This window comes from Roseibium sp. AWQ4_290, from assembly GCF_056160985.1.
In genome coordinates, this window is record NZ_JBSWYG010000029.1 from 1 (window position 1) to 20,787 (window position 20,787).

The following is a 20,787-nucleotide window of genomic DNA, read 5'->3' on the forward strand; positions in this document are numbered from 1 at the left end:
CTACAATCCGCGCAGAAGGCACTCGGCTTTGGCATGGAAAAGCCCATTGGCATTCGAAGCCAGGGCCGCTTAAATGAGAACTCGGGGCGGAAACAAACCGTGACAGGTCCAACCGAAATAAGTGCCCTATCGTAAATTTTCTGAAATATCTTTCTTTTCATGATCTTCGTGCCACTTTATGAACAAGGTGCCTTGACGAGGTTCTCGAAAAGGTTGTGTGATTGGCGCCTGCATTCGATGTGCGGGGAGGACGGGTTCGGCATGGCAGAGAACGCTTCTTTGGATCAGGAAAAGCTGTCGCTGGAAAATTGCGACCGGGAGCCGGTGCATATTCCAGGGCATGTGCAGCCCTTTGGCGTTCTCTTGGCTACGGACAAGAGCCTGAGCACTTTTCAGTGGTGCAGTGAAAACGCGGAAGCTTTTCTGAGCCTCCCACTGCAGGACATTCTTGGAAAACGGCCCGGGCAGCTGTTTTCCGACACCGCACTCCATGACATCCACAATGCGCTGTCGGTTTCAACCAGCAGAAGTATCCGCGGCAATGTGGGCACGGTTCAGGTGGGACATGCCAACTTTGATTGCTGGGTTCACGTCAATGCAGACGGGTTTCCGGTCATCGAGCTTGAAGCGCTGGATTACGACCGGGAGGATGGGGCTGTGTCCGAAAACCTGCGGACAATCTGGGCCCTGCTCGCCCGCTTGCAGCAGACCGAGGAACTGGACAGCTTCCTGAAAGCGACCGCGACCGCCTTGCGCTCCATCACCGGATTCGACCGGGTGATGGTCTACCGCTTTGACAGCACTGGCGATGGCGAGGTTCTGGCGGAAGACCATACGCCGGGGCTGGAGCCCTTTCTGGGCCTGCGCTTTCCAAGCTGGGACATTCCGCAGCAGGCCCGGGCCATTATGGCGAAGTTGCCGCTCCGGGTGATCGCGGATGTCAGATCAGAGCCGGTTTGGCTGCGCGGCACAAGTGAAACCCTGCCACCGTTGGATATGACACTGGCAGCCCTGCGCGGCACCTCAAAGATCCATATTGAATATCTTTCAAATATGGGGGTGGCTGGCTCCATGACCCTGTCAATCACAGTCCAGGGCAGGCTCTGGGGCCTCATCGCCTTTCACCATCGCAAGCCGCGCCTGATCAGCGCGGCCTTGAGAAACTCGTCGGAGATCTTTGCCCAGTTCTTCTGCCAGCAGATGGAACAGCGCGTGGCAGCGGCCCGCAGCGCCTCGCGCGCCATCTCGGTCACGCTGCAGAAACGGATGCTGGCGGCGAGTGGCCAGGTGAACGAGCTGGCGGGGCTGGTGAAGGAAAGCGCTGATGCCTACTGTAAGGTGACGGGGGCCGATGGCCTGGCTTTTATGGAATCCGGGAATGTTCAGCTTTATGGCAGCACTCCGCCCGCAGAGACGGTTCAAGAGCTGAGTTCCGCTCTGTTTGGCGGCAGCGATGCAGCCCATGTGGTCTGCGTCAGTTTCAAGGACCGGCTACCGGATCTCGCCGGACCGCTTGGGGCAAGTGCGGGCGGCATTGCGCTCAAGATCGGGTCGCAAGGGGCGTCCTGTTTGCTGGTGTTCCGGGATGAGGTAGCCCGCTCGGTTACCTGGGCCGGCCAGCCGGACAAGACTGTTGACGATACCGAGACCGGCCCACGCCTGCGGCCACGCGGAACTTTTGCTGCCTATGTGCAATCGGCCGCAGGGCGCTGCCGGCCCTGGGAAGAGATGGACGTAGAGGCGGCTCTGTCCGCTCAGGAGACCCTGTCTCAATTGGATGATGCGTTGCACCGGCATCTGGGGCAGAAGGTGGAGCGGCAGCGGAATATCTATATTGCTGAACTCAACCATCGGGTCCGTAACATTCTGGCGCTGATCCGCTCGATTTCCCGCCGCGCACAGGAATCGGCCAGTTCCCTGGAATCATATGCCAAAGCCCTGGAGGAACGGATTGCCGCGCTCGGCGCCGCGCATGACCTGGCCACCAACCGGATTGCAACAGGCATCAATCTCTATGATTTGTTCCGCACGGAAATCAAGCCATTCCAGACATCCGGCAACCCAAGATTGTATTTCAATGGCGATTCTTTTGCGATTCGGGCGGATCTGGCGCCTATGCTGGCTCTTGTCATCCATGAACTCACCACCAATTCAGCCAAATATGGCGCCTTGTCCGTCAGTGACGGCAAAATCCTGGTTTCTTTCCGAGCAGACCGGGGCGGGGTGGAGGTTGAGTGGAAAGAGGAGGGGGGGCCGCCCACGACGGCGCCCAACCGCGTCGGGTTTGGCCTGGGCCTGATCGAACGGGCGATCCCTTACGAAATGGATGGGGATGCCAGGTTGTCGTTCAAAGATGACGGGTTGCTGGCAACGTTCTGGTTTCCCGAGCAGGCGGTTTCTGAGCTCGGTGAAGAGGATCTGCCCCTTTTGGCCATGCCACAGAAGAGGCAGAGGGCCGCAATTGTTCCCAAGAAAGTGCTGGTGTTGGAAGACAGTATGGTGGTTGCCATGGACTTGGCCGATACGCTGGAAAAAATGGGTGTGAGCGAGATCAAGCTGAGTTCCAATATCCAGGAAGCAGAACGGTATCTGGACATTGAGGCGCCGGATCTGGCCATTTTGGACATAACCTTGCGCACTGATACCAGCTATGAAATTGCCCGCCGCCTGCGCGCGGAAGGCATTCCGTTCCTGTTTGCGACCGGCTACGGGTCAGATCACAAGATCCCGAAGGATCTTGGAAACGCACTGGTTATGACAAAGCCGGTCGATCCGGGTAACTTGTCAAATCAAATCATTCATCTCTACAAGAAGTGATCTATGAAAACTGTCCTGATCATGGAAGATAATGTCAGCCTGGCGCTGGATTGGCAGGATGCGCTGGAGCGCAACGGCTACAAGGTGCAACTGACCTATTCTGGAGAAGAGGCCATCGAAGCGTTGAACAATAGCCTTTACGACATTGTCATCACGGACCTGTTCACGAACACAGAAAAAGGCGGGCTGTCACTGATCGGCAAGCTCTGCGCGATGGGACGCAAGGCGCCGCCTGTGATTGCAGTGACAGGGGCTCCTGATCCGGGGGGGGGAGAACTGCAAAGTAGCTTCTTCCTGCAGCAGGCGGCGCGCCTTGGGGCCCAGCAGACGCTCCTGAAGCCGTTTCCGGCGGCGGAACTGGTTTTGGCCGCTGATGCGCTGACAGGCTGGGGCTGACGTTTTGTGGCTCCGGGCATAGTCTGCTTGAGTCAAGCCTTTCCAGGCGAGCGCGTCCGGCCTATCCCTTTGTTCGCAAAACCATGCCGAAAGTCCCGAACATGTCCAGCGCTCCAGCCTCTGCCGTTCCGGGATCGGGTTGGGCTGTCTCCAGCAAGGTGCAGAACCGGCGCCAGTTTGTGCCGCCCGTCCGGGCGCAGGACGTCAAATACCCGTTTCCAATCCTGCTGTTGCGGATTTTCAACTGCGCGGCTCTGGACGACAGGACAGCCCCTCCAAGGGCGGATCCCCGGCAGACATAGAGCTTGCCCCAGGCACCGGCATCGCAGGGAGGCGGGCAGGAGAGCCGGAGCGTGCCTGTGATTTCGCCAGCGCCTTCAAATGGCGTGAATGCCGTGCCGCTGTGACTGGCGGCCTGGAACTCAAGGGGCTGTTTCTTGGGCCTCTTCTCAAGATCTGTCCGCAGCAGGGCAACGGCCTCTTGTTCCATGGCCAGCAGCTCTGCCATGTTCAAGCTGCTTGCGGCGGCCAGACCAGTCTCATGCAGCATCAAAAGCGCGCTCAGAAACCGGTGATAAGCCGTTTCGCTGGAGAAGGGGGCGAGCGCTTCCACGGCGCGTTCCGCATCGGTATGCGCTTGGCTGGTTGCCTGCCGCAGATGGTGGCGCAAGCTGGTCAGGGGGCAGTTCACTGGGGGGATGCCAGGCGCAATTGATGATGATCTATTTGACCGCGCCTGGAGGCTCTTCGGCCAGGAGCGCGTCGCAGGCCGATACGGGGGGGCGTGCAAGACATGCGATCTCGTTCGAAGTCCCTCCAAGCGCAGCCTCCGGTGAGCCAATTCCACCCAACGGACATCGTCGCACCGCTTGCCCGGTCAGCCGGACCGGCCCGCGCGATGTGCCTGGCCGTTAAACGCGATTGGGTCATCAGAGAACTCATGATCACTTGCGCCTGGTATTAGTTCGGATCTTTAAGTGTGATGCTGTCCGGCCGCCGGACCAGATCGATCCAATAGTCAATAAGGGTATCGGCCATCCGGTTCATGTCCGCCACCGTGCTGGGCTTGACGATGTGGGAATTGGCTCCGCAGGCATAAGAGCGTGTCACATGCTCGCTGGCTTCCGATGTGGTCAGCATGATCACGGGCAGGGCGGCGGTGTCGTTGTGGGACCTGAGCTGTTGCAACAGCTCATACCCGTCCATTCGGGGCATGTTAACGTCCAGAAGCACAATATCCGGGCAGTCTCCGGGCTCGCGTCCGGGGGCTTGAAGGGAGTCCAGGAACGTGAGGAAGCTGTCGCCGCTGTCAAAATGGTCAAACTTTACCCGGCGCTTGGTTCGCGCAAGCGCCTTCCTGACAGCAAAAGCGTCAATCGGATCGTCATCCACCATGGCAACATAGGCGATGTCTTCACTCACGGGCAGCCTCGTTGTCAGCACATATGACCTTGAACCTAGTACCTTCCCCTTCGCAGCTGTCCACGGAAATGGACCAGCCCTGCCGGTCACACACCGTTTGGCAGATTGCCAGACCAATCCCCGATCCATCCACTTCGCTTTGCGTGTGGAGCCTTGAGAAGGCATCGAAAATTCTGGCCTGGTCCTCTTGCGGAATACCAAGGCCGTTGTCGGTCACGCAGAACCCGGCCCCTGCTCCATTGCTCAAGGGAGATACCACAATAGCAGGTTTTTCACCGGATTTGTGATATTTTACGGCATTGGACAAAAGGTTGGTCATGAGTTGAAGGGTCATGGCTTCATCGCCGCGCACGGATGGGAGTTTTTCGATGGTAATTTTGGCGCCCGCTTCCCGGATACGCTCATCCAGATCGGCAACGGCCCGTTTCGCAATTTGCGACAAGGGCAGCTCTTCGCGTTGAATTTCCGCATTGGAGGCTTTGGAGAAGGACAGAAGATCCCGGATCAGACGGCGCATTCTGGAGGCGGCATTCTGCATGACATCCATGTAGAAGCTGGCGTCGCCCTCCAGCTTGTCCCCATATTCAGTGAACAGCATGTCGCCAAATTGCTGGATCTTGCGCAAGGGCTCCTGAAGGTCGTGGGAGGCGATATAGGCGAATTTCTTTAGCCCGTCATTGGCATAGGCCAAGTCGGAATTTGCCTTTTCAAGGGCAACAAACGCCTCATTCCGGTCGGTCACATCCACCAGAACCGCCAGGGTCCGCTCCGGCTGACCCTGTTTTCTGTCAATGATGCCGGAGAGTTCCACATCGATCAGCGACCCATCCTTTCGGATAAACTGATACTGCACATTGGTGCAATAGCCCTTTTCCCAGAAGTCGGAAATGATGTTGTCTTTAGCATGTTTTTGCGAGGCTTCGGTTAGAAACAAGGTGCTTTGGTGGCCGATGACCTCCTCGCGGTCATAGCCAAGCTTCTCAAGCCACGTATCGCTGACTTCAACGATGTTTCCCTCATTGTCGATCGAATGCATCATGACGGGAGTGCGTTTGTAAAGGTCCTCATAGGAGCGCTTTTGCAGGTCCAGTTCTGTGTTCACCCGGGCCAGCTCGATCTCCCGTTCTTTCAGATCTGTAACGTCGGTCGATACGACGAGCACCGCCCGTTCATCGTCCTCGTTGAACGTATAGGGGATCTTGTCGGTTGAACTCCAGCCATGCGTGCCGCCCCGGGGCGTGAATTTCTCGATGATGCCGTATTTGGCCTTGCCGGAATTGATGACCTCAAGATCATCCGCATGGTATTTCTCGGCCATTTCCGGAAACAGGTCCTGGGTTTCGGCCCCTTCGGCCTCTTCAACAGTCAGTCCCATGGATCTGGCCGCCGTTTCATTGATGCGCAAAATGCGGTTCTTGTCGTCCTTGTACCAGATCCGCGACGGCACATTGTCGAAGATCAGTTTCAATTCACGTTCGTTCTTGCGCAGTTTTTGGGATTGCTCGACATGCTCTGCCATTAATTCGAACCAGCGCACCAGAAGTTGCATGAAGTCCTTTTCGATGTCGGAAAACGGTTTTACCCGGTCGTGATTGAAATCCAGGAAACTGAGGACCCCGACAAGGTGGGCGTTGAGATGAACGGGGCCACCGATGAAAGCATGTACCGGTTGGCCGTCAATCAAATAGCGCTTGCCGGAAGAGGCTTCCTCTGGGGAGGAAAACGCGACAACAGCATCTTTTGCCACAACTTCCGAGCAAGGCGTCGATTTCAGATCCCTTTCCTTTGCTTCTATGATTTTCTGTGCCGCCTCATTGGCGTAGCTGTAATGGCTGATGGAGTGCTGATCTTCGGAAATACGGGCGAAATACGCACATCTCAGGCCGAAATATTCAGATCCAATTGTCAAAACCTTGTCCGCCAAATCCTCAGTGCTTCTCAGTGTTTTGATGTCAATTGAACTCAGCGCCTTGAGGGCTTGCTCCTGGCTCACGCGCCCGGTCACGTCTGTTGCCGTGGCCATATATTCCAGGGTGTCGGCATGGCCTGATCCCAGCGCGCGGCACGTGATATCCCACCAGGTTTCTTGCCCGCCGGTCTCCAGGTATTGCGAGTGGAACAGGCAGGTCTGACCGGGCTGGAGATTTTCGACTTTCTTGATGTCGATCCGAACCGGATTGCCGGGCCAGTCACCCAGCCGTGAGACATGTTCGCCCAGCAGAACCTTGCGGTCGAAGCCCGCCAGACGGGAAAAGTGCTCATTGGCATAGGTGATCTGGCCATCGGAGGCCCGCCAGCACATGACCACCTGAGGAATGTCAGTCAGCACCTGGTCATAGCGGCTGGCCATCGTCTCGATTTCGCTTTCGGCCCGTTTCAGCAGGTCAATGTCGACAATCGTAATCACCATGCCTTGTGAGGCTTCGGCCTCGTTAAGATAGGGCAGGACCCTGAACAGGTAGTGCCTGTCCTCCACGACGATGTATTCATTGTAGTCTTCAAAGAGATCCCGGTCCGAGCGGGCCCAGGTGAGAAAGCCGTCTGCGTTGAACTTTGCCGTGACATGGGAGATGGGCCGTCCGATGTCCTGGGGGATCAGGTTGAAGGTCCGGGTTGCGGCAGGGGTGAAACGCCGGATCTCCAGATCGCTGCCCAAAAACACTGTGCCGATGTCCGTGGCCTTGAGCAAATGGTCCATGTCGCTGGTCAGTTCAACCAGTTCCTCGATCTTGCGCTGATGTTCGGCACTGACCGTATAGAGCTCTTCGTTAACCGAGTGCAGCTCTTCATTGGTGCTTTGCAGCTCTTCATTGGAGGCCATCAGTTCTTCGTTTGTGGCCTGCAGTTCTTCGTTGCTGGTTTCCAGCTCTTCAATCGTAGTTTGAAGGCTCTCTTCCGTTGACTGGAGATCCCGTTCCAGTTCCTGGACACGCGCCTCAAGAAAGAGGGAGGTCTCTGACGGAGTGATTTCAATATCCGGGGCCGCTCCGCCAGGCTCCTGGATCAGTTCTTGGGTCTCTTCTATGGTCAGTAGCAGAAATTCCACTTGACCATCCGCATCCGGCAGTCCCTCAAGTCTGACGGAATAGGTGACTTTGCCGGCCTCCGTTTCGATCGGCATGGAGCGGCGGAACGGAGTGAAACTGGTGGCTTTCATCCTCTCAAGGCCAGAAGCGACCAATACTCTGAGATGCTGAGGCAGCAGCTCGGTGATCCTCCGGTTGAAACTGCCCGGCTCCAGCTTCAACAGACGGTTGGCATCGCCGAATATGTGGCTGAGTTCTCCTTCGACACTAAGCAGGAACCCGGCAGGGGCGTAGCGGGTGAGCATTTCCTTCAAGGCGTCATTGTAAGCCCGGCGGGTTTCCGTGCGATTGGCCGGAATGCCATACTGAGGCCGGCCATCCGAGCCGGGCATGTTGTCCGGATTCGTCAGGCCGTTGCGGATCAGAAGTGTTGTACTGTCCACCAGCCGGACATCGCGGATCTTTTGAAACAGGCGCCAGCGCTGGTCGATCGTTCGGAATTCGGAGTCCAGTTTGCCGACGGTTTCACTTGGGCCCAGAAACAGGAAACCGTCCTTGCAAAGCGCAAAGTGAAACAGGGCCAGGGCTTTTTGTTGGGCTAGATCATTAAGATAAATCAGTAGGTTACGGCAACTGACAAGGTCAATCTTGGTAAATGGCGGGTCCTTGATGATGTTGTGCTGGCTGAACACAACGAGCTTCCGGATAAACCCCTTGATCTGATAGTAGTTTCCGTCCGCCTCGAAATAGCGTTTGACGATGTCCGGGTCGACATTCTTCACCGCAGAGGCGTCATAGACGCCAGACCCGGCCGCATCCAGAGAGCGGGCGTGCAGATCCGTTGCCAGGACTTTCAGATTGAGCGGGATCGTGTTCTTGCGGGCATGTTCTGCCACCAGAATGGCAATGGAATAGGCTTCTTCCCCGGTCGAACAGCCGGGCACCCAGATCCTGAGCGGTGTTTCTGCCGACATCTTTGCAACGAGTTGGCCGATTGCCCTTTCGCTAACGAGGTCAAAGGCTTCCTGATCCCGGAAAAATTCCGTTACATCAATCAGCAGGTCGTTGTAGAGAGCAGAGACCTCGTTCGGATCGACAGAGAGCAAGTCGATATAGGTCATCAGGTCGTCGACGCTGTGCGCATTGCAGCGGCGCTTGATCCGACGCTCGATGGTCGCCCGTTTGTAGTAGCTGAAATCTGCGCCGTAGCGTTCCCTCAGGATGTGGAAGATCATCGCAAAGGGGTCCGTCATCCGGATCTTGTGGATGCCGCGCAGCGCCCGTGGGCTATCCCCGTTCAAATAGTCTACCAGATAATGGGCCAGAGTTTGGGGGTCGGCGACCGCATCGGCAATGTCCTGGTTGATGACACCCAGGGGCATGCTGTCGAACTTGGCTGTCGAAGGCTCCTGGACAAACACGCCGCCTCCGGCAGACTTGATCGCCAGACACCCCTCGCTGCCGTCTGATCCGGTGCCGGACAGAACGATACCAATGGCGTGCCCGCCGAATTGCTGGGCCAGGGAGGTGAAAAACGCATTGATCGGCAGATTGAGCGCGCCGACCTGGCTTGCCGGCAAGAGAATGAACTTGCCGTTTTCCACCCGCATGTCATGGCGCGGCGGATTGAGATAGATCGTGTTGGCCTCCACCTCCATGCCATCTTCCACCTTGTGAATCGGCATGGTTGAGTGCCGGGCCAGCAGCTCGTTCATCATGCTGCGGAAATCAGGAGCCAAGTGCTGAATCACCACAAAGGCGACGCCGCTGGTGGCCGGCATGGCCTCGAAAAACTGCTCCAGAGGATCGAGGCCGCCAGCGCTGGCGCCAATTGCGACAATGCGGACATCGTCCTCCGTAACGTCTTGGTCCAAATGTGTTGACATCTTGAATGTGGTCCAGCTGCAGGTCTTTAGCGCGTTCTTAATTTAATTTACGTATCGTAATGTCACTTAACGAAGAATCGCAATACTGCGCAGGATTGAAAAAGACAAAAGGTGCAACTGAATGTCCGATAGCCGCAGCGCCAGGCGCCCTCAGACTTTCATTGATTTTCAGAAACGGATCGAGAAACTGGCCACGGTTTCCGATCTTGTGCAAAAGACGCGGCAGTTGGGGGAGATCAGCCAGGAAGTACGGGGGAAGTCGACGGTAGACCGGCAGGCGGCGGCGGAAATCCGCATGATGGCGCACGGCTATATTACCCAGTTTAAGGCGGTTAAACGCAAGTCTGCGTGAGGCTCTGATCTTTTTTGAACGGTGTGAACGGCAGATTGGAACGCGGGCGGAACGGCCCGCGTTTTTATCTGGGGGCTGCTGCCCGCCGGTGATCAAAGAATTGTGAAAATACAGTTATGAGGCGAGTCATTCTGGCTGGCGGCGAAGGAAGCATGCTGGCGATGTGAGCGCTTTCGCCAGGAGTGCTCCGGTCTCATACCAACCTGAATAGATAGAAACCCATCTGATGGCGCTGGTCCGGATTGGCCGGCAAGGCGCGTTGCGCAGGACGGCCTTTATGGCCGTTCAAGCGGCGCAACGCAGTCCGGCGGGCCGGAGCAGGCCACCGGGGCCGTGTTTGAGGTCTGTTCAGCTGCGTTCCAGGTTTTGAACGATAAACCATATCGCCCTGCAACCTGCTCCTTGCCGAACAGTCCCCAAAAACGGTCAGATCGGTTCCTAGCTATTGAGGGTGGTATGAGGCTGATGACCTGGAGCCCTCCCTGGGTCAAGGGGAGGCTTGGATCAGGAGGCTGTGTGCCGGGGAAGATCACCGGACAGGTCCGACTTCTTGCGCTCCTTATCCGCATACATATCCATATCCGCCACCTTCAGCGCTTCTTCCAGTTTTGGAAGCGCGCCGATGCGGAACACCTGCAGGCCGCAGGCGATAGAGGGCTGATATCCCCCAAGGTCCGAAATGGGCAGACCGACTTGAAAGTCGAGCAGGCTTTCAGCCCGGATGACTGCCGCCATGGCGGAGGGGTCCGTGTCGGCGGCCTCAGTGACCGCGCAGAATTCATCACCGCCAATCCGGAAGAGAGCCGTCTGTGATCCGAAAATCTCACGCAAGCGGTTTGCGATGGTGCTGATCAACAGATCCCCCGCATGGTGGCCTTGAGTATCATTCACCGCTTTCAGGCCGTTAATGTCGAAAAAATGCAACCGGACGGAACGGTTTGGCGTGCGTTTGCTTTTCTGGAGCTCCTGCCAGGTCTGATCAAGCAGGCGCCGGTTTCCAAGGCCCGTCAAAGGATCGGTGTAGGCAAGATTGGTGGTCTCGTTTTCCACCTTCTTGCGCTCGATCGCATGCAAAATGGTACGGGTGAGCAACTCGCCGGAAGGCTGGTCCTTGGAGATGAAATCCTGAACACCGAGATGGAGTGCGGCCCGGGCGGCCTCCGATGCGAAACTGCCGGTGCGTACCACAACCGGCACGCCAGGACAGCTGCTAAGGCAGGTTTTGATCAGCGGAAGACCGGCAGCGTCTCTCAAATGAAGGTCCAGCAGGATGGCGTCATAGCGCCGCATAGCGAGCTGCTGCATCATTTCCCGTCTGGAGGACGCCGTTTCCAGGGAAAACCGCCCGGCGCCATCCCGGCGCAACAGCCGGTCCACCAGGAAGCTTTCCTCCCTGTCATCGTCCACCAAAAGAATGTCAACTTGGGACATGACGCAGTTCACCTTTACTCGTCAGTTTTCATTATCGGGCTTTTGTTAATAGAGTCTTCCCCTGCGGAATTATTCAACGCATCAGGAGAAAAAATACACAGAAAAGACCAATTCCCGGTTGAAATCCTAGGGAATTATTTCTTGATCCGAAATCATATATCAATAAGAACATTGTTATTTAATACATAAATCACTCTTATTTATATTTGTTGTAAAATGATTCTATCTATTTGCTGGTTTCGCTTGTTTTTATAGTTTTTTGTGTATGTATAAAGAGAAGGGTGTTCATGCTGTCGAAACGACGTGCTGGACCAAGCTAGGCCGGAACCACCATGAATCAGAAGTTGAAAATTATGATGGTTGACGATGACCCGCACGACGCGCTGGTGATCCAGAGAGCGCTGAAAGTGGGCGGGGACGTCGAATTCCTGCATTTCGAAAACGGCTATGATCTGTTCGATTATTTCGGTCTGTTCAGCTATGAGCGGCAGTCTGAGCATGAGGATGCCCAATGCATCATTCTGCTGGATGTAAATATGCCGCAAAAAGACGGCTATGAGGTGCTGAAGCTGATCCGCCTGAACCCGCGTCTCGGCCATTTGCCGGTGATTATTCTGACGTCACTGGATCTGGAGGAAAGTGTGTATCTTTCTTATAAATCCGGTGCCAATGCCCATATCACCAAACCGTCGTCTCCAGACGAAATGGCCCGCTTTGCTGATGCATTCTCCAAGTTCTGGCTGGACTTGGCGCGCAAGCCCAACCCGGACATTTTAATCGGCGGTGCCCGCAGCCACTAGTGTCGTTTTTGGAATTTTATCCGCTCCGGCGCGCGCTGCACAAATGAGGCGTATTCAAGTCCACCACACTAGAGTATCGTTTGCTAAGTCTGCACCATTTGACCGGAACCGACATCAAGCAGAACACCGGCCCCGTATCTACGACGACGCGCTTGTTGCCATAAGCCTGAAATTCTCCGGCCGGCTCAATAACTTCATTCATCTTCGCAAACTGGCTTCGCTTCGTGTCCGTCCGGTGAATCCGGTCTTCATGGTGCGACGCGCTCTGTTCCGCTGCTTTTGCAGCGGAACACCATTGCATGAGGCGTTGATGCGGTTGATCTTGTGGACGGCGATTTGCGCCAGAACCCAGGTCAGCCAAGCTTGCGGGTCGGTGTTGTTAAGTTTTGCGGTTTCGATCAGGGTATAGGCGATAGCCGCAGATTTGCCGCCGCCTTCTGAGCCCATGATCATTGAATCACAACCTTTTGATTTCACTTAACCACTTTTAGATCCGGCTCAAAAGCGTTCTATAGTCTATTTACATCAATTGGAAACAGCTTAGTCTTAATATGACGGACTTTCAGGGGGGGGAGGCCAGAAATTGTCAATTGAAGGTGTATCTGCCCTAGATTCCGGTCTTCAACATCCAAAGAATTTGGACTTTAAAATGAAATATTTTTTTTCATTTTTCATAACATTGTCCTTCTTATTTTGTTTTTTTATAGATAATGAAGCCAATGCGTCTTCAGAAGCGGACAACGGCTATATTGACGAATTGATAGACGTCATCTTGGCTAAGACTGATACTCCAGATGCCGCCAAGCGCCGTGTCATTGAACGAACAGACGTGTCGCGTGGTAGAAAATTGGCGGCTTTGATTGAGGGCGAGCTTATTGAATACTCTGCGATGGCAACCAGCCCGAAATGGGAAGAAAATCTGATCACGATACGGATCCCACTAAGGAAGGGATTGCAGGGGTACCGTCTCTTTTTCATAAGGCAGCGTGATCAGGAGACCCTAAAAAAGATTAATTCAATTCAGGACTTTAAAAAACTTCCTACTGGGTCCGGGACACAATGGTCCACTCGATTGCCGATGGAGCAAGCGGGATTTGTCGTCATAAATGGCGATAGCAAAGAAAATCTTTTCAAGATGCTTGAGGTGGGCCGGTTTACAACTTTTGGCCGCGGAATTGACGAGATTTTTTTCGAGCACGAACAGATTCGAAATGAATTCCCGGATGTCGTTATAGATACACATATCGCCCTGTATATCCCAACACCGACCTACATATTCGTCTCGCCCAAACGTCCGGATCTGGCAAAAAGATTTGAAGATGGTCTGCGCAAAATGATGCAAGATGGTTCTTTTGACGAAATTTTCTACAAGTACTTTGCAGATGATCTGAAAAAAGCCGGTCTCCATAAACGGAAGATATTTCAAATACCAAATCCGGCTCTTACTCCAGATACGCCTTTGGAAACGCCAGAATACTGGCTAGACCCCGCAGCCCAGCCGCCGTCGTAAAGCGGAACCTTTATGCACTGAATCAAATGTGATGTGACATTGGATTTTGGGTTTGATTCAAGCTTTCCAGCAATGGAGGGTGATTTGTTGGGCCGGGCATTCGTCAGCCTGCCCGGAGCAATCGTATCGCGGCATCCCGCCCGAAGAGATAGAGCAGGCAGCGCAAGGCTTTACCCCGGTCTGTCTCAAGATCCGGGTCGGTTTCCAGGATCAGTCTGGCGTCGTCCCTGGCCACTTCCATAAGGTCGGCATGGTCCTCTGCCCGGGCGATGCGGAACCCGGGCGTTCCCGATTGGCGGGTGCCGAGGATTTCGCCGCCGCCGCGCAGTTTCAGATCTTCCTCGGCAATCAGAAAGCCGTCATTGGTTTCCCGCATGATGTTCAGCCGTGCGCCCGCCGTTTCTCCAAGCGGCCCCTTGTAAAGAAGGACGCAGGAGGACGGTTTGTCCCCCCGGCCGACGCGGCCCCTGAGCTGGTGGAGCTGGGCGAGACCAAACCGTTCTGCATGTTCGATGACGATGATGGTAGCATCCGGAATGTCAACGCCCACTTCAATCACGGTGGTCGCGACCAGAACCTTCGTGTCTCCGCCTTTGAACGCAGCCATGGCCGCGTCTTTTTCCTCTGCGCTCATACGTCCATGCACCAGGGAAATGCGCCGGCCCAGGGCATGTTCCAGAACCCGGTGCCGGTCTTCCACGGCGGCAAGGTCGATTTTTTCCGATTCCTCCACGAGTGGGCACACCCAATAGACTTTTTGCCCGTCCTGAATGGCGGCGCCCACCCGCGAGATGATTTCGTCCAGCCGGTCGAGGGACACGGAAACGGTTTTGACCGGTTTGCGTCCGGCCGGTTTTCCGGTCAGGCGCGAGACATCCATATCGCCGAAACAGGTGAGCACCAGTGTGCGCGGGATCGGGGTTGCCGTCATCACCAGCACGTCAACGCCTTCTCCCTTGCCGGACAAAGCGAGGCGCTGATGCACCCCGAATCTGTGCTGCTCGTCCACAACGACCAGCCCCAGGTCCTTGAAAGAGACAGAGCCTTGAAACAGGGCATGAGTGCCAACCACAAGATCGATCTCGCCCTGATCCAGTTTTTCCTGCAATAGCCGCCGCGTTTTCTGGCTGTCCTTGCCGGTCATGAGCGCCAGCCGGATCCCGGTCCGGCTGCAAATCGCTTCCATCGACGCAAAATGCTGGCGGGCCAGAATTTCAGTCGGGGCCATCAGAGCGCCTTGTGCGCCGGTTTCAATTACCTGGGCAAGGGCGGCGAGGGCGACCACGGTTTTCCCGGCGCCGACATCCCCCTGAAGCAGCCGCAACATGCGCGTCGGTTCGGCGAGATCCCCGTTGATCTCTTCAATCGCCTTGGATTGGCTGCCGGTGAGTTGAAAGGGCAGGGCGTTGATGACGGCCTGTTGCAGCTTGCCTTCGGGTGTGCGGGCGATGCCGCCGAGCGTGCGCATGTTGGCCCGCACAAGCGCAAGGGCAAGCTGACTGGCCAGCAATTCATCATAGGCAAGGCGCTGCAGATAGGGGGATTGCGGCTCGGTGTCCTGGCGGTCCTTGGGTTCGTGGAGCGTGCGCAGGGCGTCGTTGAAATCCGGCCAGCCGGTTTGGTGCAGATAGGCCTCGTTCAACCATTCGGGCAAAACGGGCACGCGGTCCAGCGCAGCGCGCATGGCCTTTTGCAGGGTTTTGGAGGCAAGGCCTGCCGTCAGCGGATAGACCGGTTCGATGGCCGGCATGTCTGCCGCTTCTTCCGGTTTCAGGGAATAGTCCGGGTGGACCATCTGCGGCCGTTCATTGAACCACTCCACCTTGCCGGATACGATCCGCCGCTCCCCTTCCGGGAAGGTTTTTTCCAGCCAGTCCCGGCGTGGATGAAAGAAGACAAAAGTAATCTGGCCCGTATCGTCATGCGCGCTGATCCGGTAGGGCGCTTTTGAGTGGCGCGGCGGGGCATGATGCTGGCCGACTGTTACGTCCAGGGTGACGATGTCACCATTTTCCGAATAGGCGATACCCGGCCTGTGGCGCCGGTCGATCAGGCTGTGGGGCACATGAAACAAAAGATCGGCAACTGTTGCATCCCGGTCCGGCTGGCCGCCGACAAGGGCGGAGACCAGTTTGGCGATTTTCGGCCCGATGCCCGGAAGGGTCGAGACGGGGGCAAATAGCGGATCAAGAACGGGTGGGCGCATCTTGTATAACTGACAGGCTCTTTCAGGCGGCGCGGCTTCAGCGCCTCATCTCTGTTCTTGCATGAAGTGGAAGACGCACGCAATAAGGAGAACAATAAGTGAACAAATATCTGAACCAATTTTCGACAAGGCCCTGACAAGCCAGCTTGCTGGCGTTATATAACCGTCACGATTTTTCCGGACCGGTGGCCCTGTTAAGAGACTGTGCTCTCCAGATCCTTCCGGCGCATCTTTGAAAATAGGCTGACGATGTCCGATACGACCGGCAAACCAAGTGATGACCCGAGAAGCGCCCGGCCGCCCAGGGTAAAGAGGATCCTGTTCCGCTGCTGGCACCGGGGCATGAAAGAGATGGACCTTCTGCTGGGGGGCTTTGCAAACGCGCAGATCGATACTCTGACAGAAGAGGAGCTGCGCGAGCTGGAGCATCTGCTCACCGCCCATGACCAGGACCTTTATGCCTGGATGACAGGCCGCAAACCTTTGCCCGTGGAGTGGGACGGCCCGCTTTACCGCCGGATCATCGCTTATCACGAAACGGCCGGCCCCGCCGGGATCACGCAATAAGAACAAGGACTTATCTTGGTGTTTGACAGGCTGCTCAAGGACCTGGCCAATGTAACTGTGGCCGGGGTGCCCGATGGCGCTGAAAGCTATGCGCTGGCGCGGCTTCTGGCGGAAAGCAAGGCGGACGGGCTGGCGCTTGTTTTTGTGGCGCGCGATGCCACCCGCATGGCCATGATCAGCGAAGCGCTCGGTTTCTTTGAACCTGAGGCGAATATCCTTCAGCTGCCGGCCTGGGACTGTCTGCCCTATGACCGGGTGTCACCGAACCCGGCAATCAGCGCGCGGCGCCTGATGGCTCTCGGCCAATTGGCACGCGGCGTGTCCGGCCCCGGCAAGACGGTTCTCTTGACCACGCTGAATGCTGCCGTGCAGCGCTTGCCGGAATGCAGTTTCATGGCCGAACAGACTTTCGCCATGGCGCCTGGCAATCAGATTGATATGACTGCGATTGCCAACTGGCTGGAAATGAATGGATTTTCCCGCACACCGACCGTGCGTGAGACCGGGGAGTTTGCGGTGCGCGGCGGCATTGTCGACCTGTTCGCGCCCGGAACTGAGGAGCCTGTCCGGCTGGATTTTTTTGGTGACACGCTGGAATCGATCCGCTCATTCAATGCCGAGACCCAGCGCACATCCAAACAGCTCAAGAGGCTGGATCTGGTGCCGATGAGCGAAGTGGTTCTCTCGGACGAGGCCATCTCGCGGTTCCGCCGGTCCTATCTGGCCGGTTTTGGCGCCGCCAGCCGGGAGGATGTGCTCTACCAGTCGATCAGCGACGGCCGCCGCTATGCGGGTATGGAACATTGGCTGCCCCTGTTTCATGACCGTCTGGAGACCCTGTTTGACTATATCGGGGACACTCCGATCGTGCTCGACACCAGCATGGCCGACGCGGTGCGCGAGCGGACCGAGCAGATCGGTGAACATTACAAGGCCCGTCAGGATGCCCGCGACATGGGCGCCAGTTCCGGAACGGTTCCCTATATGCCGATCGAACCGGATAGCCTCTATCTGACAGAGCGGGAATGGACCGGGATGATTGCCGATAGGGCAAGCGCTGCGCTCGATCCGTTTACGCCGCCACCAGGCTCGGGAAAGACAGTCGTCGAACTTGGCGGGCGCCAGGGACGGAGCTTTGCTGCGGAACGGGCCGCGGGAGACGTCAATATTTTCGATGCCTTGACCTCCCATGTGCGCGATCTGCAAGGGCAGGGCAAACGCACGGTCATCGCCTGCTGGTCAGAAGGCTCACGGGACCGGCTGGGACAGATACTGGGCGACCATGGACTTGGCTCCGTTCAGGAGGTTGCCACGCTCAAGGACGTGGAAGGCCTGTCTGCCAGAACCTCTGCGCTCTGTGTGCTCGGCATTGAGCACGGGTTCGAACTGAAGGATGTTGCGTTCATCGGCGAACAGGACATTCTGGGCGACCGGCTGGTGCGCAAGTCCCGGCGCAAGGCCAAGGGCGCGAATGTCATTACCGAGGCCACAGGTCTTTCTGAAGGCGATCTGGTTGTCCATGTGGATCACGGCATTGGCCGCTTTATCGGTCTGAAGACCATTGAGGCTGTGGGGGCACCGCATGATTGCCTTGAACTGCAATATGCGGGCAGCGACAAGCTGTATCTTCCTGTTGAAAACATTGAGCTTTTGTCTCGCTACGGCTCGGAAGACCAGGAGGCCCAGCTGGACAAGCTGGGCGGCGGTGCCTGGCAGGCGCGCAAGGCCAAACTCAAGAAGCGCATTCTGGAAATCGCCGACGGCCTTATCAAGACCGCAGCGGCCCGGGCGCTTAAAACCGCGCCGGTGGTGGAGACCCCGGACGGGGTCTATGACGAATTTGCAACCCGTTTTCCTTATGAGGAAACCGATGACCAGCTGACCGCGATTGATTCCGTCTTCGAGGATCTGTCTTCCGGGCGGCCCATGGACCGGCTGGTTTGCGGCGATGTTGGCTTTGGCAAGACGGAAGTGGCGCTGCGAGCGGCCTTCATTGCTGCCATGTCCGGACGGCAGGTGGCCGTTGTTGTGCCCACCACCTTGCTGGCCCGCCAGCATTTCAAGACCTTTTCGGAACGGTTTCACGGCCTGCCGATCAACGTGGCCCATGCGTCCCGGCTCGTGCCAGCAAAGCAGCTGACCCAGACCAAAAAAGGGGTTGCTGACGGGTCGGTCGACATTGTGGTCGGTACCCATGCGCTGCTGGGCAAATCGATCAGCTTCCGGGATCTGGGGCTTTTGATTATCGACGAGGAGCAGCATTTCGGGGTGAAACACAAGGAACGGCTGAAAGAGCTGAAGTCGGACGTTCATGTACTGACCCTGTCGGCAACCCCCATTCCCCGCACGCTCCAGCTTGCCTTGACCGGCGTGCGGGAACTTTCGCTGATTGCCACGCCGCCGGTGGACCGGCTGGCGGTGCGCACATTCGTCTCGCCCTTTGATCCGCTGGTGGTGCGCGAAGCCTTGCTGCGGGAGCATTACCGGGGTGGGCAGAGCTTTTATGTCTGTCCGCGTCTGTCGGATCTGGCCGAGCGCCAGGCATTTCTGGAAGAGCAGGTGCCGGAACTCAAAGTGGCCGTTGCCCATGGTCAGATGCCTCCGGGTGAATTGGAGGACGTGATGAATGCCTTTTATGAGGGCAAGTACAACGTCCTTCTGTCCACCACCATTGTGGAATCCGGGCTGGACATTCCAACGGCCAACACGCTGATCGTGCACCGTGCGGATATGTTCGGCCTTGCACAGCTCTATCAGCTGCGCGGCCGGGTGGGCCGGTCCAAGACCCGTGCCTATGCACTCTTTACGGTTCCGGCCAACAAGACGCTGACCACCACGGCTGAACGGCGCTTGAAGGTGCTGCAATCCCTTGAAACACTCGGCGCCGGGTTCCAGCTGGCGAGTCATGATCTCGACATTCGCGGGGCCGGAAATCTGCTGGGCGAGGAACAGTCCGGCCATATCAAGGAGGTCGGGTTCGAGCTTTATCAGCAGATGCTGGAAGAAGCGGTGGCCCAGTTGAAGGATGGCGGCGCCGAGACCGGCGAGGAGCAGTGGTCACCGCAAATCAATATCGGCACGCCGGTGCTGATCCCGGATGACTATGTCGCGGACCTGCAATTGCGGCTCCAGCTCTATCGGCGCCTCGGGGACGTGACGGAGGCCGAGGAGATTGATGCCTTTGGTGCAGAACTGATCGACCGGTTCGGTCCGCTGCCCGACGAGGTCCAGCATCTCTTGAAGATCGTCTACATCAAGGGGCTGTGCCGCAAGGCCAATGTGGAGAAGGTGGATGCGGGGCCGAAGGGCATGGTGATCAGCTTCCGCAACAGCGAGTTCTCCAACCCGGCCGGCCTTGTCGGTTATATCGCCGAGCAGGGTGTTCTGGCCAAGATCCGGCCGGACCAGAAGGTTGTGCTCAGCCGCGACTGGGAGCGGACCGAAGCCAGGCTGAAGGGCACGGCAACTGTTCTGACCAAACTGGTGCGGCTGGCGGCGGCTTAGGATCTTTGGTCCGTTCAGCGGGGGGTAGTGAACAGATTGTCTCCGGTTTGGGGTTCCAGACGGGTGTCTGGTTCTCAAGGGTCAGTACCGGAGCCGCCGGGTCGATCCAGGGAGCGCGACCGTCTTCAAAGCTGACATCGGTGAAGATGATCAACGGGATCACATCGAATGGGTTTCTTGCCGGGCTTGAAAGGGTCAGCCGGATTGCGTTGGTTTCCCTCTGGAACCCGTCTTGAAATGCTAGGACGGCAAAGACATGTCCCGACTGCTCGTAGCCCCTCATGAGATAGATACCTGAGTTGAAGGTGTATTTGCCGACGTCAACCCAGCCCCCCGCCTTTGCAGCCTTGTCGAGGTCTTCCATCAAGCCGCTCCTGCCAAGGTGCGGATAGCCGCCGACTGACTTTTCCGGCCGCCTCAGGGCAAACGTTACTGTTGCTTTGGGAAAATCCTCCCGCAGGAATGCAAGGAGCGGCGCCCAATATGACAGCAGTACTGTATTTTCTGCGTCAGATACCTGCCAGTCCTCCTGTAGGACGATCTGCGGCGGCAAAACGGGAACCTCGACAGAAGTGTCCGGGAACAGCCGGGAGAACACGTGTTTGTCGAGCACTGCCAGCGTGATCCCAGCTGAGACCATTGCCCCAAACACGATACCGGACAGGTGAGCAGCTAAACGCATGTTTTTCTTCCTTGAAAAGTTGTCAATGAAATCAATCAAGCGCAGCGAGGGGCTTTCAGCTTTCGAGGCGCATGTGCCTGAAAGACCGAAAGAAGGACATGAACCGGGTTCCTCAGCGTTGTTTGCCCAGAAACCGGCCCAGATTGTGGCGCTGGAGTCTTAGACCGGCAGATACCCTGCCTATGGCA

Annotated in this window: 15 protein-coding genes; 8 read left to right on the forward strand and 7 right to left on the reverse strand. The window is 56.8% G+C overall.

The genetic code is table 11. From position 1 onward, the window contains the following. The first annotated feature begins 261 nt into the window (after positions 1 to 261). Positions 262 to 2,817 carry an HWE histidine kinase domain-containing protein gene (locus ACXAH0_RS22870; RefSeq protein ID WP_475195327.1) on the forward strand — a complete coding sequence of 852 codons (2,556 nt, stop codon included), beginning with the start codon at positions 262 to 264 and terminating at the stop codon, positions 2,815 to 2,817. A gap of 3 nt (positions 2,818 to 2,820) precedes the next feature. Continuing rightward, complete coding sequence (locus ACXAH0_RS22875; RefSeq protein WP_475195329.1) at positions 2,821 to 3,213, forward strand: response regulator; 393 nt, start codon at positions 2,821 to 2,823, stop codon at positions 3,211 to 3,213. Between the two features lie 61 nt (positions 3,214 to 3,274). On the opposite strand, the gene ACXAH0_RS22880 is transcribed toward ACXAH0_RS22875, so the two are convergent. The 3 genes from ACXAH0_RS22880 to ACXAH0_RS22890 all read right to left on the reverse strand — a co-directional run bounded on the left by ACXAH0_RS22880 (position 3,275) and on the right by ACXAH0_RS22890 (position 9,547). After that, entirely contained in the window at positions 3,275 to 3,904 is a 630-nt protein-coding gene (locus ACXAH0_RS22880; RefSeq protein WP_475186882.1) for a biliverdin-producing heme oxygenase, read from the reverse strand. 269 nt (positions 3,905 to 4,173) lie between these two features. Further along, a complete protein-coding gene (locus ACXAH0_RS22885) occupies positions 4,174 to 4,635 on the reverse strand; it encodes a response regulator (RefSeq protein WP_475186885.1) in 462 nt (153 codons plus the stop codon). Next, positions 4,628 to 9,547, reverse strand: coding sequence for a chemotaxis protein CheB (locus ACXAH0_RS22890; protein WP_475195332.1), 4,920 nt, complete (start codon positions 9,545 to 9,547; stop codon positions 4,628 to 4,630). The genes ACXAH0_RS22885 and ACXAH0_RS22890 overlap by 8 nt, the downstream gene beginning before the upstream one ends. 121 nt (positions 9,548 to 9,668) lie before the next feature. Here ACXAH0_RS22890 and ACXAH0_RS22895 point away from each other — a divergent pair, with 121 nt between their 5' ends. Further along, positions 9,669 to 9,899: a hypothetical protein gene (locus ACXAH0_RS22895; protein WP_475186889.1), complete on the forward strand. Its 231-nt coding sequence runs from the start codon at positions 9,669 to 9,671 to the stop codon at positions 9,897 to 9,899. A 504-nt stretch (positions 9,900 to 10,403) separates the two neighbouring features. On the opposite strand, the gene ACXAH0_RS22900 is transcribed toward ACXAH0_RS22895, so the two are convergent. Further along, positions 10,404 to 11,330: a GGDEF domain-containing response regulator gene (locus ACXAH0_RS22900; RefSeq protein WP_475195335.1), complete on the reverse strand. Its 927-nt coding sequence runs from the start codon at positions 11,328 to 11,330 to the stop codon at positions 10,404 to 10,406. A gap of 353 nt (positions 11,331 to 11,683) precedes the next feature. Here ACXAH0_RS22900 and ACXAH0_RS22905 point away from each other — a divergent pair, with 353 nt between their 5' ends. Beyond that, positions 11,684 to 12,130 carry a response regulator gene (locus ACXAH0_RS22905; protein ID WP_475195339.1) on the forward strand — a complete coding sequence of 149 codons (447 nt, stop codon included), beginning with the start codon at positions 11,684 to 11,686 and terminating at the stop codon, positions 12,128 to 12,130. 198 nt (positions 12,131 to 12,328) lie between these two features. Here ACXAH0_RS22905 and ACXAH0_RS22910 read toward each other — a convergent pair whose 3' ends face one another. Then, complete coding sequence (locus ACXAH0_RS22910; RefSeq protein ID WP_475195342.1) at positions 12,329 to 12,607, reverse strand: transposase domain-containing protein; 279 nt, start codon at positions 12,605 to 12,607, stop codon at positions 12,329 to 12,331. 106 nt (positions 12,608 to 12,713) lie between these two features. Between ACXAH0_RS22910 and ACXAH0_RS22915 the strand changes: the two genes are divergently transcribed. Continuing rightward, complete coding sequence (locus ACXAH0_RS22915) at positions 12,714 to 13,640, forward strand: type 2 periplasmic-binding domain-containing protein (RefSeq protein WP_475195345.1); 927 nt, start codon at positions 12,714 to 12,716, stop codon at positions 13,638 to 13,640. A 103-nt stretch (positions 13,641 to 13,743) separates the two neighbouring features. Here ACXAH0_RS22915 and recG read toward each other — a convergent pair whose 3' ends face one another. Then, on the reverse strand, positions 13,744 to 15,846 hold the full coding sequence (recG, locus tag ACXAH0_RS22920) for an ATP-dependent DNA helicase RecG (protein WP_475195348.1): 2,103 nt from the start codon (positions 15,844 to 15,846) through the stop codon (positions 13,744 to 13,746). Positions 15,847 to 16,095: 249 nt separating this feature from the next. Between recG and ACXAH0_RS22925 the strand changes: the two genes are divergently transcribed. Next, the gene (locus tag ACXAH0_RS22925; protein WP_475195351.1) at positions 16,096 to 16,413 is read left to right on the forward strand and encodes an FAD assembly factor SdhE; all 318 of its coding nucleotides are present in this window, start codon (positions 16,096 to 16,098) and stop codon (positions 16,411 to 16,413) included. A gap of 18 nt (positions 16,414 to 16,431) precedes the next feature. After that, positions 16,432 to 19,917: a transcription-repair coupling factor gene (gene mfd / locus ACXAH0_RS22930; protein WP_475185431.1), complete on the forward strand. Its 3,486-nt coding sequence runs from the start codon at positions 16,432 to 16,434 to the stop codon at positions 19,915 to 19,917. Here the strand turns inward: mfd and ACXAH0_RS22935 are convergent. Further along, complete coding sequence (locus ACXAH0_RS22935) at positions 19,832 to 20,599, reverse strand: hypothetical protein (RefSeq protein WP_475195354.1); 768 nt, start codon at positions 20,597 to 20,599, stop codon at positions 19,832 to 19,834. The two genes, mfd and ACXAH0_RS22935, sit on opposite strands and share 86 nt — an antisense overlap. On the opposite strand from ACXAH0_RS22935, the gene ACXAH0_RS22940 reads away from it, so the two are divergent. Beyond that, entirely contained in the window at positions 20,598 to 20,762 is a 165-nt protein-coding gene (locus ACXAH0_RS22940; protein ID WP_475195356.1) for a hypothetical protein, read from the forward strand. The two genes, ACXAH0_RS22935 and ACXAH0_RS22940, sit on opposite strands and share 2 nt — an antisense overlap. The last annotated feature ends 25 nt before the right edge of the window (positions 20,763 to 20,787 follow it).

Coding starts and splice junctions, on each gene's coding strand:
- ACXAH0_RS22870 (WP_475195327.1), top strand. CDS start 262: ATGGCAGAGAACGCTTCTTTGGATCAGGAAAAGCTGTCGCTGGAAAAT.
- ACXAH0_RS22875 (WP_475195329.1), top strand. CDS start 2,821: ATGAAAACTGTCCTGATCATGGAAGATAATGTCAGCCTGGCGCTGGAT.
- ACXAH0_RS22890 (WP_475195332.1), bottom strand. CDS start 9,547: ATGTCAACACATTTGGACCAAGACGTTACGGAGGACGATGTCCGCATT.
- ACXAH0_RS22895 (WP_475186889.1), top strand. CDS start 9,669: ATGTCCGATAGCCGCAGCGCCAGGCGCCCTCAGACTTTCATTGATTTT.
- ACXAH0_RS22900 (WP_475195335.1), bottom strand. CDS start 11,330: ATGTCCCAAGTTGACATTCTTTTGGTGGACGATGACAGGGAGGAAAGC.
- ACXAH0_RS22905 (WP_475195339.1), top strand. CDS start 11,684: ATGATGGTTGACGATGACCCGCACGACGCGCTGGTGATCCAGAGAGCG.
- recG (WP_475195348.1), bottom strand. CDS start 15,846: ATGCGCCCACCCGTTCTTGATCCGCTATTTGCCCCCGTCTCGACCCTT.
- ACXAH0_RS22925 (WP_475195351.1), top strand. CDS start 16,096: ATGTCCGATACGACCGGCAAACCAAGTGATGACCCGAGAAGCGCCCGG.
- ACXAH0_RS22940 (WP_475195356.1), top strand. CDS start 20,598: ATGTTTTTCTTCCTTGAAAAGTTGTCAATGAAATCAATCAAGCGCAGC.
- ACXAH0_RS22935 (WP_475195354.1), bottom strand. CDS start 20,599: ATGCGTTTAGCTGCTCACCTGTCCGGTATCGTGTTTGGGGCAATGGTC.